Origin of the sequence: Bradyrhizobium sp. HKCCYLRH2047 (genome assembly GCF_051168175.1) — a bacterium.
Classification (GTDB): domain Bacteria; phylum Pseudomonadota; class Alphaproteobacteria; order Rhizobiales; family Xanthobacteraceae; genus Bradyrhizobium.
Map to the genome: position 1 here is coordinate 466,199 of NZ_JBNPUM010000001.1, position 13,826 is coordinate 480,024.

Sequence of the window (13,826 nt, forward strand, 5' to 3'; positions counted from 1 at the left end):
GGGGGCTCGGCCGGCGTTTCCGCTCTAAGCCTATGAAAGAGCGTCGAGATCGGCGTCACCGAGATCGCCCGGCACGATCACCAGCGGGATCGGGAAGGCGCCGCTCGTCTTGGTGACATGGGTGACCAGGGGTCCCGGCCCCTCGGGGCCCGAATGGGCGGCGAGCACCAGCAGCGCGATGTCGCTGTCATGCTCGATCGTCTCCAGGATCTGCGCTGTCGGCTCACCCTCGCGGATGACCCGTTCCGGCGCGGTCACGCCGATCGCGGACAGCAGCGCCGCGGCCTGGTCGAGCTCGGCATGCGCTTGCTCCTGCGCCTCCGCCCGCATCAGGTCGGCGACCCCCAGCCATTGCTGGTTCTGATCCTCCGTTTCGATGACGTGGAGCATGACGATGCGGCCACCGGAACGGACCGCCCAGCGGCCGGCATAGCGGACCGCGCGGTCCCATTCCTCGCTGTCGTCGACCACGACCAGGCATTTCGGCGCATGGCCGGTCTGGTAGCTCTGCCGCTGCGCCGCCATCGCGTTCCCGCCTGCTGCTGCGAGTCGATCCGGCCGCGATGCTGCCACAGCCCATCTCCGTTGGGGAGAGGGCTGCGGGTTCCATGGCGCCTGCAATGACACCGGTGGTGCGGCAGCAAGGCCGACTTCGGGAGCTCGCGCCGTGCTGGTCTGGTCAGGGCTTGCGGATGAAGCCGACGATGTCCTTGGCCGTCTTCATGGTCTCCGCGGCGATGGCCTGGGCGCGGTCGGCGCCGTCGACCAGCACGGACTCGACATAGCCGGGATCAGCGGTCAGGCGCTTCATCTCGGCGGCGATCGGCCCGAGCTTGGTGACGCACAGCTCGACCAGCGCATTCTTGAAGCTGGAGAACTGGCCGCCGCCGAAATCCCTGAGCACATCGGCCTTGCTGCGGTCCGACAGCGCGGCGTAGATGCCGACGAGGTTATCGGCCTCGGGACGTGCGTCCAGCCCCTTTTCCTCGGTCGGCAGCGGCTCCGGATCGGTCTTGGCCTTGCGGACCTTCTGCGCGATCGTATCGGCATCGTCGGTGAGGTTGATGCGCGAATAGTCCGAGGCATCGGACTTCGACATCTTCTTGGTGCCGTCGCGCAGCGACATCACGCGCGTCGCGGGACCGGTGATGAAGGGTTCCGGCAGCGGGAAGAACAGGCCGTCGCCGAAGCCGTGGCTGCGGATCGAGTTGCCAAAATCATTGTTGAACTTTTGCGCGATGTCGCGCGAGAGCTCGAGATGCTGCTTCTGGTCCTCGCCGACCGGAACATGGGTGGCGCGGTACAGCAGGATGTCGGCGGCCATCAGCACCGGATAGTCGTACAGGCCGACCGATGCGTTCTCGCGATCCTTGCCGGCCTTCTCCTTGAACTGCGTCATGCGGTTCAGCCAGCCGATGCGCGCCACGCAGTTGAAGATCCAGGCCAGCTCGGCGTGTCCCGAGACCTGGCTCTGGTTGAACACGATGTGCTTCTTCGGATCGATGCCGGCGGCGATGAAGGCGGCCGTGACCTCGCGGGTGTTGCGCGCGAGCTCGGCGGGGCCGCCCCAGACGTCGATCGGCATGGTGATCGCGTGCATGTCGACGACGCAATAGATGCAGTTGTGGGTCTGCTGCATCTTCACGAAGTTGACGATCGCGCCGAGATAGTTGCCGAGATGCAGGTTGCCGGTCGGCTGGACGCCCGAGAAAACCCGTTCCACGAAGGCCATGGTCACTGTTCCGGATGATGGATTTGGGCGTCGTTTGGCACGTGCGCCTCAAAGGTGCAAGTCGGCGGCGGGCTTTTGCCGGATCGCCCGGACTGTTTCGCGCCAGCTCACGGCGCCGAGGGACACGAGAAGCCCTCCGTAGAGGATGACGGCGCCGCCGATCAGGGCGCCGAGCAGCGCGGCCGCGCCGAGATGGCTGCTGCTCCAGGTGCCGGCAAAGCGTCCGGCGGCGATCCAGAGGACCGCGCCCATGACCATGGCGGCCAGCGTGATGCGCGGCAGCCGGCGTCGCGAGGCCGGGGAAAGCGCGAAGCCGAAGCGCGTGGCGCCGCGCCGGATCAGGACCGCGGCATTGGCCCAGGCACCGAGCGCGAGCCCCGCCGCGATGCCGCTTGCCGCGAAGACGTGTGCGAGCAGGAACGCCAGCGCGATCGCGACAGAGCATCCGATCAACGTCGCGCGCAGCGGCGTCTGCGTGTCCTCGCGCGCGAAGAAGGCGGGCTGCAGCGCCTTGGTCAGCACCTGCGCCGGCAACGCTGCCGCGAGCCATGTCAGCACCTGCGCCGTCGCGGCGCCATCGTCCGAACTGAATGCGCCATGTTCGAACAGCAAACGAATGATCGGCTCGTTCAGGATCATGAGTCCGAGCGTCGCAGGCAGCGCGAGCCCGATCGTCAGCTCGAGGCCGCGCGATTGCACCTCCGCGAGAGCCGCCTTGTTGCCCTCGTGCAGCGCGCGCGTCAGCTCCGGCACCAGCACCGTGCCCATGGCAACGCCGACGAGCCCGAGCGGCAGCTCGATCAGGCGGTTGGCGAAATACAGCCACGACACCGCGGACGGCGAGGTGGAGGCGATGACCGCGCCGCCGACCGCGAGCAGTTGCGGGCCGGCGCTGGCGACCATGCCGGGCAGCGCCTTGGCGAAGAAGCCGCGCATCTCGGCGTCGAGGGCGATACGCACCGGCGCGGCAATGCGGCTGCTGCGTCCGCGCCGCGCGAGCAACGCGAGCTGCAGCAGCCCGGCGATGCCGATGGTCGCGGCGAGCATCAGCGCGGCCCGCGAGGGATCCGGATGTTGCATCAGCAACACGATGGTCACGCTGATCAATGCCACGTTGAACAGCAGCGGGGCGAAGGCCGCGAGTGCGAAGCGTCGTTGCGCGCTGGACAGTGCGAGCAGCACCGTCGAGGGGCCGGCGAAGGCGAGATAGGGTAGCATCAGCCTGGCATCGTTGACGGCCAAGGTGAGCGTCTCTTCACCGGCGAAGCCCGGCGCGAGCAGGGTCATCACGAACGGCATCAGCAGCGCCAGCACCAGGGTGGCGGCGAGCAGGCCGGCGCTGACGGTGCCGAGCACACGGCCGGCAAAAGCTGCCGCATGTGTCGTACCAGCCTGCTGGTATATTCGCAGCCAGGCCGGCACCAGGGCCGCATTGAGGGCGCCCTCCGTCAGCAATCGCCTGATGACGTTGACGAGTTGAAACGCTGCGAGAAATGCGTCCGCAACCGGACCGGCGCCGAGCAGCGCGGCCATCAGCGCATCCCGGATGAAGCCGAGCAGGCGCGAAGCCAGTGTTCCTGACAACACAGTCACGAATGAGCGGATCATCAGGCTTCTATAGCAGCGCCGCTTGTGATAGGCCGCAGCGTTTGCAAAACGCCGTAAACGGGGCCAGTGGATGACTGACGCGAAATACGATGTTCTCGGGATCGGCAACGCGATCTTCGACGTGCTGGTGCATGCCGATGAAGCCTTTCTCGCCCGGCACGGCATGACCAAGGGCAGCATGGCGCTGATCGACGAGGCCCGCGCGGCCGCGATCTATGCCGATATGGGCCCGGCCACCGAGATGTCCGGCGGTTCGGGGGCCAACACCATCGCCGGCCTCGCCAGCCTGGGCGCGCGTGCCGCCTACGTGGGCAAGGTCAAGGACGACCAGATCGGCCGGATGTACCGGCACGATATCCGTGCCGCCGGCGTGACCTTCGATACCGCGCCCGCTGCCGACGGCCCGGCGACCGGCTGCTGCTACATCCTGGTGACGCCGGACGGCGAGCGCACCATGAACACCTATCTCGGCGCCGCGCAAAATCTCACCGCCGCGGACATCGATCCCGCGCAGATTGCGGCGGCGCGCATCATCTATCTCGAAGGTTATCTGTGGGACCCGAAGGACGCCAAGGATGCGTTCGTGAAGGCGGCGGCGATCGCGCATGACGCCGGACGCGAGGTCGCGCTGACCCTGTCGGATTCGTTCTGCGTCGACCGCTATCGCGAGGAGTTTCTCGACCTGATGCGCGGCGGCACCGTCGATCTCGTGTTCGCCAACGAGGCCGAGCTGCATTCGCTGTACCAGACCTCGGATTTCGACGGCGCGCTGAAGCAGCTGCGCGAGGACGCCACGCTCGGCATCGTCACCCGCAGCGAAAAGGGCTGCGTCGTGGTGTCGAATGACGGCGTGATCTCGGTGCCGGCGCATCCGATCGAGAGCCTGGTCGATACCACCGGCGCCGGCGATCTGTTCGCCGCCGGCTTCCTGTTCGGGCTGGTGCGCAAGACCGGCTACGAGATGGCCGGCCGCCTCGGCGGCCTGGCTGCGGCCGAAGTGATCCAGCACATCGGCGCAAGGCCGCAGGTGTCGCTGAAGGAGCTGGCGGTGCAGAGCGGGCTGAAGGTTTAGGCCTGGGCTGAGGCGGCTCGGCCATTCTCTGTCGCGTGTGACACATCTCTCTCCATCGTCATGGCCGGGCTTGACCCGGCCATCCACGATCTTCGGTTTGCAGGATCAAAGACGTGGATGCCCGGGACAAGCCCGGGCATGACGCGCAACTAACCACGATCTTGCCTGCGTGGATCGAGCGTTGGGTTCTCTCACGCCGCCTTCTTGCCCGCCGCATCCAGCCCGGCATACACGCCGCGCTCGAAGCCGGCAAAGGTCTCCAGGCACAGCCGGTCGGCGAACGGCAGCAGCTGCATCAGGATCACGCCGGTGACGTCACGCGCCGGATCGATCCAGTAGTAGGTGTTGGCAAGGCCGGCCCAGGCGAGGCTGCCGGCGCTGCGGCCTTCCGGAGTCTGCGCGGTCGTGATCATGAAGCTGAGGCCCCATTTCTTGACGATGTCGGGATAGAGATCGACGTCGTTGGTCACGCCGGGCACGGCCGCGGCCATCTTCGTCATCTCGAGCTCGCCGATGTGGTTGTCGCGCATCGCCGCGACCGTCTCGGGCTTGAGCACCTGGTTGCCGTTGCCGCGGCCATTGTTGAGGATCATCCGGGTGAAGCGGATGTAGTCGCCGGCCGTGCCGTAGAGCCCGCCGCCACCCATGTGGAATTCCGGCTCCTGCTCGAGTTCGAACGGAATCGGCGCGAGACTGCCGTCCTCGCCGCGCGCATGCATGCCGACCAGGCGGGCGCGCTGCGACGGACCGAGCTTGAAGCCGGTGTCGTCCATGCCGAGCGGCGCGAACAGATGGTCGCGCAAATAGGCGTCGAGCTTCTGGCCGCTGGCGGCCTCGACCGCCTTGCCGACGAAGTCGATGTTGATGCCGTATTCCCAGCGCGTGCCGGGATCGGAGGCGAGTGGCAGCGCCAGCGCATCGTTCTTGCAGGTAATGATGCCGGGCGTGCCGGCCTTCTGCACATAAGTGGCCATGTCGCCGTTCCACATGTCGTAGCAGAAGCCGGCGGTGTGAGTCATCAGATGGCGCAGCGTGATCGCGGTCTTCGCCGGCCGCAGGATCGGGTCGCCATTGGCGTCGAAGCCGTCGAGCACCTTGGGCGCCGCGAGGTCGGGCAGCACCGTGCCGATCGGCGCATCCAGCGACAGCCGGCCCTGCTCGACCAGCTGCATCCCGGCCGCGCAGGTGATGGCCTTGGTCATCGAGGCGATCCAGAACACGCTGTCGGCGGTCATCGGATCGTCGCGGCCGAGGTCTCGCCTGCCGAAGGCGCCTTCGTAGATGATGCCGTTGCTGTCGGCGGCGACGGCGACGACGCCGGGGATCGCTCCCGCCTCCGCCTTCTGCCGCAGCACGCCGTCGATGTCGGTCTTGTTCTGCATGGTCTCCTCCGTTCCGTTCTTGATGACGGTAGGCGATTGTTCCTCGCGCCGGCCCGGCCAGCAAGGACCGCCGGTCCCACGGCCGGTCGCGATCTCGTGATGATGCGGCGCGAACGAAGCAGCCGGGGACAACAGCGCTGCGGAGGCCACAGCGCTTCAATTTTCCGCCAGAATCATGATTAGTTCCACGTAGCCGCGAGACCGACACATGGGGGCCATGTTCCCACCACGGGCTTGCGCCTGTTGTGAGTTGCAACCATTTTTGCATTAAAGAGTTCGAGAACCGGCTTTTTCGAGCCGATGACGTGTTTTGGCGGCAATGTCCGCCGTTGGGGGCGATATGATTTCGACATGGAGCGAGTGGAAGCGGTATCCCCGCCCGGGGCGCGGTGACAATATCGAGGCGCCCATCACGCCCGGCATCTACGAAGTGCGCATTGCGGCGACCGGAGCGCTGTACGCGTTCGGCGCGGTCGACAATGTGGCGCAGGCGCTGGCGCTGCTGCCCGTGGGGCAGAAATCATGGTTCGGCCGTCGTGATCCCGCCACCTTGCCGGACCTGGAATACCGCACCTGCGCCACCTCGACCAAGGCCGACGCCAAGGCGGCGGCGGAGCGCATGATCGGCCGCCGCGAGACCTATATGAGCGGCGCGGCCTGATCCCGCGCCGGCGCGTCGGCATTCAGCATCCGGTGCCGTACAGGCACGGATCGCCGGATCGAATGTACCGTTGAGGAGGCGCACGAGTCGTGCGCTGCCGCCGGGGCTTGGCTATAGTCGGGGGAAAGATCGCTCGCTCCGAGGAGTAGCCCGATGACACCGCCCGCCGCCGCCCGTGCCTCCACTGCCGCTCCGAGCCTGCGTGACCGCCTGAAGGATCCGTCGCTGCTGCGTGAGCAGTGCTACATCGATGGTGCGTGGGTCGGTACGCCGGTGCTCCCGGTCAACAATCCCGCCACCGGCGCCGAGCTCGCCAAGGTCGCGCAACTCGGCGCGGCGGAGACCACGCGAGCCGTCGAGGCCGCCGCGCGCGCGTTCCCGACCTGGGCCAGGCTGACCGCCAAGCAGCGCTCCAACATCTTGCGCAAATGGTTCGAGCTCATCACGGCCAACCGCGAGGACCTCGCGCTGATCCTGACCTCCGAGCAGGGCAAGCCGCTGACGGAGGCGCTCGGCGAGGTCGATATCGGCGCCGCCTATATCGAGTTCTTCGCCGAGGAGGCGCGCCGCGTCTATGGCGAGACCATCCCGACGCAGAAGCCGGATGCACGTCTCCTGGCGCTGAAGCAGCCGATCGGCGTCTGCGGCGCCATCACGCCGTGGAATTTCCCGAACTCGATGATCACCCGCAAGGTGTCGCCCGCGCTGGCGGCCGGCTGCACCGTGGTGCTGAAGCCGGCCAACGAGACGCCGCTGTCGGCGCTGGCGCTCGCCGTGCTGGCCGAGCGCGCCGGGATTCCTGCGGGCGCGCTCAACATCATCACCGGCGATGCGCCTCCGATCGGCAAGGTGCTGTGCGAGCATCCGTCGGTGCGCTTCGTCGGCTTCACCGGCTCGACCGAGGTCGGCAAGATTCTCTATCGCCAGTCGGCCGGCACTGTGAAGAAGCTCGGCCTCGAGCTCGGCGGCAACGCGCCGTTCGTGGTGTTCGACGATGCCGACGTCGATGCCGCCGTCGAGGGCGCGATGGTCTCGAAATATCGCAACATGGGCCAGACCTGCGTCTGCGCCAACCGCCTCTACGCGCAGGACGGCATCTACGACCAGTTCGTGCACAAGCTCGCCGCCAGGGTCGCGGCGATGAAGATCGGCGACGGCACCGAGGCCGGTGTGGTGCAGGGACCGCTGATCAACGAGGACGCGGTCGAGAAGGTCGAGCGCCACATCGCCGATGCGGTCAAGGGCGGCGCCAGGATCGTCACCGGCGGCAAGCGCCATGCGCTCGGCCGCACCTTCTTCGAGCCGACCGTGCTGTCGGACGTGAAGGCCGATGCGCTGGTCGCGCATGAAGAGACGTTCGGCCCGCTCGCGCCGGTCATTCGTTTCCATAGCGAGGCCGATGTGATCGCGATGTGCAACGCCTCGCCGTTCGGTCTCGCGTCCTACTTCTTCGCCCGCGATCTCGGCCGGGTCTGGCGCGTCGCGGAGGCGCTGGAGTCGGGCATGGTCGGCGTCAACACCGGCCTGATCACCACCGAGGTCGCGCCGTTCGGCGGCGTCAAGGAAAGCGGCCTCGGACGCGAGGGCTCGCATCACGGCATCGAGGAATATCTCGAGATCAAATACGTGATGATGGCGGGCGTCTGAACCTCGGACGCCTGAGTTCAGGCGAGGCGATATTGGGAATCAGGCCGTCTTGGGCAGCTTGTCGACCGGTACCAGGTAGGACTTGTTGCCGACCTGGAAGATGACCTTGCCGCTCTTGCCGTCGGTCGTCGAGATCTGCGACTGGCCGAACATGATGACGTTGTTGTAGACGATCCCCGTGCCCTCGCGCGTGACGCCGTTGGTCGTCACGCTGACCTGCGCCTCCTTGCCGCTGACGGACAGCACGCGAAAGCTCGCGCTCTGGCCGTTCTCGCCGGAGTAGCCGGCCCAGCTGCCGACCAGATTGCTCTCGTCGGCTGGAGGCGCCTGCTTTTCAAGCATCGCGGTGGCCTTGCCGCCGCCGGCCGAGAACAGCAGCACCGCGTTCTTGCCGTTCTTGGTGCCGAGCGTGACCGCGCCGAAGTCGATGGTCGAGCCGTTCACCTGGCCGATGCCGCGCTCGGTGCGGCCGTTGTGGGTGTATTCCACCGTCGCCGCGGCGCCTCTGATGTTGATGACCTTGAAGCTCACGGCCTGGCCGTTGGCCGTCCAACTGCCCTTCCACTCGCCCAGCAGGTTGCTCTGGCGATAGACCCGCTCATTGGCGGGCGAGATCTGGTTGGTGCTTTGGATGGCGACCATGCGTGCTTCCAAGGAGCTCGATTGCTCGTTTACCCCGTATGTCGGATCGTTGCAGAGTGTTGCTAACGAGACGTAGGTCGAGGGGGTTAATGAAACGTAAACTGGCCCCGGCGAGCCGCCCGGGTCGCGGTGCGGCCCATCGTCTCAGCGTCCTCCGGAGCGATGGCGGTCATGGCCGGATGAATGCAGCAGCGAGGGGCACCTGGCGACCTGGGAGCGAGCGGACGCTTGCCGCGGAGCGCCGGATCGCCGACCATGATGCAGCGAACCACGCCCTCTCTTGTGCGAGCCCACTATGACCGCAGCCCTCACGCGCAGCAGCGTCGGCCAGCTTCAGGACGCGGAGGCGCGCCGCCTCGATGGGGATGGCTATCTGCTGCTGCGCGGTGCGATTCCGGCGGACTGGCTTGTCGCATTACGCGACGCCTTCGAGCTGGGCACGCGGCCGTCCGAGCAATGGCCGGTGCCGCGCGGCCGCGACTGGCGCCACGCCATGGTCGATCTCGATGCGACGGTGCAGCAGGTCTGCCGCCTGCCGGTGATGCTCGCCGCCGTGCATCATGTCCTGAAGGCGCCGTTCTTCCTCGGCCAGGTCGAAGGGCGCGAGCCGTGTGCCGATGGCGGCCAGCAGCCGCTGCATCGCGACGGCGTCGATCGCCGGCGCACCGACGCCGTGTCGGCGCTGGCCTTTCTCGATTCCTTCGGCCCCGACAATGGCGCCACGCAAGTGGTGCCGGGCTCGCATCGCCTCGACGCGGACGATGCGCGGGCCGCGTCGTCTGCGTTCGTCACGGCGGGCGAGGCCGGCGACATCCTGCTGTTCGACGTCAACCTGCTGCACGGCGCGACGCGCAACCGCAGCGGCGCCCGCCGCCGCTCGCTGCTGATCACTTACGCCGTCTTCTCGCAGCAAGAGGACTGGCGCAGGACGCGCAAGTTGCGCGCGGTGCGGATGGATCAGGACGAGATTTTCGGGGCTGACTGATCCGGCTGCGTCATGACCACCGAGGCCGCGGGCCTGGGAACATGCCACGACGTCGATCGTGACAGCGCAGAACGACCCGCGCCGACTCGTTCCGACGTCACGCGCCCGTGGTTTGGTCAGACAGAGAGAACGCTCATGAAGCTGTACGATGCCGCAGTCGCCCCAAGCCCGCGCCGCGTGCGGATCTTTCTCGCCGAGAAAGGTCTCGCCATTCCCATGGTTCGGCTTGATCTGCGTGCCGGCGAGCAGTTCGAGCCGGAGTTTCGCGCGCTGAATCCGCAATGCACCGTTCCGGTGCTGGAGCTCGACAGCGGGGCTGCCATCACCGACGTCATCGCGATCTGCCGCTATCTCGAGGAGCTGCATCCCGCACCGCCTCTGATGGGCCGCGACGCCGAAGAACGGGCGCTCATCGAATGCTGGATCCGGCGGATCGAATGGGACGGTCTCCACGCTCTCCAGGAGGCCTTTCGCAACGGCACCCCTGGGCTGGAGCGCCGGGCATTGCCGGGTCCGCTGCCGCTTGAGCAGATCCCGGCGCTCGCGGAGCGCGGACGCCTGCGCGTCGCGCACTACTTCGCATGGCTCGACGCGCGGCTGGCCGAGCACGCCTTCGTCTGCGGGCCCGATTTCAGCATCGCCGACATCACCGCCATGGTGTCGGTCGACTTTGCAGCCCGCGCCAAGCTCGATCCGCCGAATCATCTCCATCATCTCAGGCGATGGTACGGCGAGGTTTCGAGCCGTCCGAGCGCAAAGGCTTAGGGCGGATGCGCGCCCGCGAGTCTCTTCAGCGTGATCCGAAGCGCTGTCTGGCTGCGTCGCTCACCGGCGTATACAAACTCACGATCGTGCCCTCCGGGTCGCGGAACTGAGCGGCGCGGTTGCCCCACGGCATCGTCTTCGGCGCGTGCACCACCTCGACCTCGTCCTTCAACCGCGCGAAATCACCATCCACGTCATCGACCTCGAACTCCAGAATGGCGCTGCGATTGGCGCCGGGCTCGGCGCTGCCCTCCTTGAACAGCGCCACGGTCTCGGCGCTGCCGATCGCGAGCGTTGCGCGCGACGTGACGATCTCGGCGAACACCGGCGCCAGCCAATCCGCCGTCTGCTCGGTGACCTTTTCGTAGAAGCTGACCACGGCCTTGATGTCGGCCGCCACCAGACGGGTCGATGCGAACTTCATGACTTTTACCTTGCGTTCGAGGATCGGTCCCCGACCCGCTATCGCAGGGCTGCTGACAGCCTTGTGTCAGCAGTGGTGTCCCAGCATCGGCCGCATTACGCCGCGAGCTTCGCCAGCCCCTCCCAGTCGAACGCGATGCCATGGCCCGGCCGCGCCGGCGCCTGGGCCAGGCCATCCCTGAGCACGAGCGGATGCTCGATGTAGCGGTCGAGGCCAAAACCGTGCGCTTCGAGGAACGAGCGGTTCGGGCAGGCCGCCAGCAGGTGCACGGTGATATCGTGCGCGCCATGGCTGGTCACCGGCAGATTGAACGCCTCGGCGAGCCGCGCGATCTTCATGAACGCGGTGACGCCGCCGCAATTGGTCACGTCGGGTTCGGGATAGGACACCGCACCGGCGGCGATGTAGTTCTTGAAGTCCCACAGCGAGCGCAGATTTTCACCGGCCGCGATCGGCACGCCGCCGGCGCTCAGGATGCGCGCGTGGCCGGCGATGTCGTCGGGAATGGTCGGCTCCTCCAGCCAAGTGAGATCGAACGGCTGCAACGCGCGGGCGGCGCGGATCGCCTCCTCGACCGTCCACTTCATGTTGGCATCGGCCATCAGAGGAAAGCCGTCGCCGAGATGTTGCCGCATCGCCTGCACGCGCGCGACGTCGGCGGAGAGAGCCGGCCGGCCGACCTTCATCTTGATGGCGCGAAAGCCCTTGGCGAGATTGTCGTCGGTCTGCTTCAGCAGAGCGTCGACCGACAGATCGAGGTCGATGCCGCCGGCATAGCAGGGCACCCGGGCATCGAAGCCGCCGAGCAGCCGGAACAGCGGCAGCTTCGCGCGCCGCGCCTTCAGATCCCACAGCGCGATGTCGAGCGCCGACAGCGCCAGCACGACCGGACCGCCGCGCCCGCCATAATGCAGGCCCCACCACACCCGATGCCAGATCGCCTCGGTGTCGTCGGCCTCGTGCCGCGCAACCAGATCGGGGATCTCGCGCCTGACGATGTCGGCGACCGCGGGGCCGTTGCGGCCGACCGTGTAGGTGTAGCCGACACCCTCCGCGCCGTCGGCATCGCGCACCCTGCACGTGATCAACTCGAAGGCTGTCATCTCGCCATGCGTGCTGTCGGACAGCGTGACGGAAAGTGGGATGCGATAAAGACCGGTCTCGATCGATGCGATCACTGCCATCGGCTCGGTTCCTTCCCTGGCGTTTTTTATCAGCGTAGGCCTGCGGCGGACCGCGGGCAATTGCTCAAGCCATCGGCCTGATGCATTCATTGTCGCGGCGGAACTGATGCCCGCGTCTGCGCGGCGCGGAGCGGGCGTTTACGCGTCTCACACCGGCCGCTATGCTCGGACATGTCTCCGGTTCACTCAGTGCTGCTCGACCTCGACGGCACGCTGATCGACTCGCGCCCCGGCATTGCCGCGAGCGCGCTCGCGGCAATGCGGTCGCTCGGTCATGCGCCTGACGACACGCTCGACGTCACCGCCGTGATCGGTCCGCCGCTGCAGGACATGCTGCGTGTGCTGCTGCAGGCCCACGGCGACGGTCGCGTCGACGAGGCCGTCGTGGCCTACCGCGAGCACTATGGCGAGATCGGTCTGTTCGGCAGCACGCTCTATCCCGGCATCCGGGAGGCGCTGCAGGCGATGCACGATGCGGGCTTGCGCATCTATCTCGCAACGTCGAAGCGCGAGCTGTTCGCGCGGCGCATCCTGGAGCATCTCGATCTCATATCGTATTTCCAGGCCATTTATGGCTCGGTGCCGTCGGGTGCGCTGGATCACAAGCCCGAGTTGCTCGCGCATATCCTCACCGAACGGAATATCGCCGCGCGCGACAGCCTCATGGTCGGCGACCGCCGCCACGACATCGCAGGCGCCCATGCCGTGAAGATGCGGAGTCTCGGCGCGCTCTGGGGCTATGGCAGCCGCGACGAGCTCGAAACCGCCGGTGCAGACCGTCTCGTGGAAAATCCAGATGATCTGGCGCGCGCGGTGCTGACGATGCTGAGGCGTTAGTCCGGTTCGAGGCGGTGACGCAGATGATCGCCTGCGCGTCGCAACCTTGCACTGGAACCGGAAAGTCGCGAAGATCGCGGCCAGCTCAGGGATCATTCCGGGAATACCAGCATATGCAGTTTGACGACGTCATCCTCGGCCGCCGCAGCATCCGTGGCTACAAGCCGGATCCGGTGCCGCGGGCGCTGATCGAGGAAATCCTCACGCTGGCGATGCGCGCGCCATCGTCGATGAACACCCAGCCGTGGAATTTCTACGTCATCACCGGCGAGCCGCTCAACCGCATCCGTGCCGGCAACACCGAGCGCATGCTCGCCGGCGTGCCGCAGTCGCGCGAGTTTCGCATCGGTCAGCCGTTCGACGGCGCGCACCGCGAGCGCCAGATCGGCGTCGCCAAGCAATTGTTCTCCGCGATGGGCATCGCGCGCGACGACAAGGAGAAGCGCCAGGACTGGGTGCTGCGCGGCTTCCGCCAGTTCGACGCGCCGGTCTGCATCATCGTCACCTATGACCGCGTGCTCGACGGCAGCGACGACACGCCGTTCGACTGCGGCGCCGTCACGACCGCGCTGGTCAATGCCGCATGGTCACGCGGCCTCGGCGCCGTCATCAACAGCCAGGGCATCATGCAGTCCCCCGTCGTCCGCGAGCACGCCGGGATCGCCGACGACCAGGTCATCATGAAGAGCATCGCGCTCGGCTGGCCGGATCATGATTTCCCGGCCAATGCCGTGGTGTCGGAACGGAAGTCGGTGAAGGACGCGACGGTGTTCGTGGGGTTCGGGGATTAGTGGCGGGCCGGGGAGATGAGGTCCGTAGACCGATGAGGCCAATGACGTGCGTTGTCGGATCCAAGCTGTAGCGTGGGCAAAGCCGCCGCCGAAGGC

General features: G+C 66.9%; 14 protein-coding genes. 7 read left to right on the top strand and 7 right to left on the bottom strand.

Features of this window, described 5'->3' with window-relative positions; genetic code table 11:
* Positions 1 to 30: 30 nt before the first annotated feature.
* The 3 genes from ACQR1D_RS02170 to murJ all read right to left on the bottom strand — a co-directional run bounded on the left by ACQR1D_RS02170 (position 31) and on the right by murJ (position 3,340).
* A complete protein-coding gene (locus ACQR1D_RS02170; RefSeq protein ID WP_315716941.1) occupies positions 31 to 525 on the bottom strand; it encodes a universal stress protein in 495 nt (164 codons plus the stop codon).
* Positions 526 to 679: 154 nt separating this feature from the next.
* Positions 680 to 1,732, bottom strand: coding sequence for a tryptophan--tRNA ligase (gene trpS / locus ACQR1D_RS02175; protein ID WP_434893656.1), 1,053 nt, complete (start codon positions 1,730 to 1,732; stop codon positions 680 to 682).
* A 48-nt stretch (positions 1,733 to 1,780) separates the two neighbouring features.
* Positions 1,781 to 3,340, bottom strand: a complete 1,560-nt coding sequence (gene murJ / locus ACQR1D_RS02180; RefSeq protein ID WP_434893655.1) for a murein biosynthesis integral membrane protein MurJ — start codon at positions 3,338 to 3,340, stop codon at positions 1,781 to 1,783.
* 70 nt (positions 3,341 to 3,410) lie between these two features.
* Between murJ and ACQR1D_RS02185 the strand changes: the two genes are divergently transcribed.
* Positions 3,411 to 4,412, top strand: a complete 1,002-nt coding sequence (locus tag ACQR1D_RS02185; RefSeq protein ID WP_315803914.1) for an adenosine kinase — start codon at positions 3,411 to 3,413, stop codon at positions 4,410 to 4,412.
* A 191-nt stretch (positions 4,413 to 4,603) separates the two neighbouring features.
* Here the strand turns inward: ACQR1D_RS02185 and ACQR1D_RS02190 are convergent, their stop codons facing one another.
* A complete protein-coding gene (locus ACQR1D_RS02190; protein WP_316179059.1) occupies positions 4,604 to 5,794 on the bottom strand; it encodes a serine hydrolase domain-containing protein in 1,191 nt (396 codons plus the stop codon).
* Between the two features lie 340 nt (positions 5,795 to 6,134).
* Here ACQR1D_RS02190 and ACQR1D_RS02195 point away from each other — a divergent pair, with 340 nt between their 5' ends.
* Both ACQR1D_RS02195 and ACQR1D_RS02200 read left to right on the top strand, forming a co-directional pair.
* On the top strand, positions 6,135 to 6,455 hold the full coding sequence (locus ACQR1D_RS02195) for a hypothetical protein (RefSeq protein ID WP_315803912.1): 321 nt from the start codon (positions 6,135 to 6,137) through the stop codon (positions 6,453 to 6,455).
* 153 nt (positions 6,456 to 6,608) lie between these two features.
* Positions 6,609 to 8,102: an NAD-dependent succinate-semialdehyde dehydrogenase gene (locus tag ACQR1D_RS02200; RefSeq protein ID WP_316179061.1), complete on the top strand. Its 1,494-nt coding sequence runs from the start codon at positions 6,609 to 6,611 to the stop codon at positions 8,100 to 8,102.
* 39 nt (positions 8,103 to 8,141) lie between these two features.
* On the opposite strand, the gene ACQR1D_RS02205 is transcribed toward ACQR1D_RS02200, so the two are convergent.
* Positions 8,142 to 8,744 (bottom strand): hypothetical protein, encoded by a 603-nt coding sequence (locus tag ACQR1D_RS02205; protein WP_316179062.1) that lies wholly within the window; start codon positions 8,742 to 8,744, stop codon positions 8,142 to 8,144.
* A gap of 295 nt (positions 8,745 to 9,039) precedes the next feature.
* Here ACQR1D_RS02205 and ACQR1D_RS02210 point away from each other — a divergent pair, with 295 nt between their 5' ends.
* Positions 9,040 to 9,729, top strand: coding sequence for a phytanoyl-CoA dioxygenase family protein (locus ACQR1D_RS02210; protein WP_315803909.1), 690 nt, complete (start codon positions 9,040 to 9,042; stop codon positions 9,727 to 9,729).
* Between the two features lie 135 nt (positions 9,730 to 9,864).
* Positions 9,865 to 10,494, top strand: coding sequence for a glutathione S-transferase family protein (locus ACQR1D_RS02215; RefSeq protein WP_316179413.1), 630 nt, complete (start codon positions 9,865 to 9,867; stop codon positions 10,492 to 10,494).
* Positions 10,495 to 10,519: 25 nt separating this feature from the next.
* Here the strand turns inward: ACQR1D_RS02215 and ACQR1D_RS02220 are convergent, their stop codons facing one another.
* Complete coding sequence (locus tag ACQR1D_RS02220; RefSeq protein WP_316179064.1) at positions 10,520 to 10,918, bottom strand: VOC family protein; 399 nt, start codon at positions 10,916 to 10,918, stop codon at positions 10,520 to 10,522.
* 95 nt (positions 10,919 to 11,013) lie between these two features.
* The gene (locus tag ACQR1D_RS02225; RefSeq protein WP_316215349.1) at positions 11,014 to 12,102 is read right to left on the bottom strand and encodes a mandelate racemase/muconate lactonizing enzyme family protein; all 1,089 of its coding nucleotides are present in this window, start codon (positions 12,100 to 12,102) and stop codon (positions 11,014 to 11,016) included.
* A gap of 171 nt (positions 12,103 to 12,273) precedes the next feature.
* On the opposite strand from ACQR1D_RS02225, the gene ACQR1D_RS02230 reads away from it, so the two are divergent.
* Positions 12,274 to 12,939 carry an HAD hydrolase-like protein gene (locus tag ACQR1D_RS02230; protein ID WP_434839977.1) on the top strand — a complete coding sequence of 222 codons (666 nt, stop codon included), beginning with the start codon at positions 12,274 to 12,276 and terminating at the stop codon, positions 12,937 to 12,939.
* A gap of 113 nt (positions 12,940 to 13,052) precedes the next feature.
* Positions 13,053 to 13,730, top strand: a complete 678-nt coding sequence (locus ACQR1D_RS02235) for a nitroreductase (protein WP_315803904.1) — start codon at positions 13,053 to 13,055, stop codon at positions 13,728 to 13,730.
* The last annotated feature ends 96 nt before the right edge of the window (positions 13,731 to 13,826 follow it).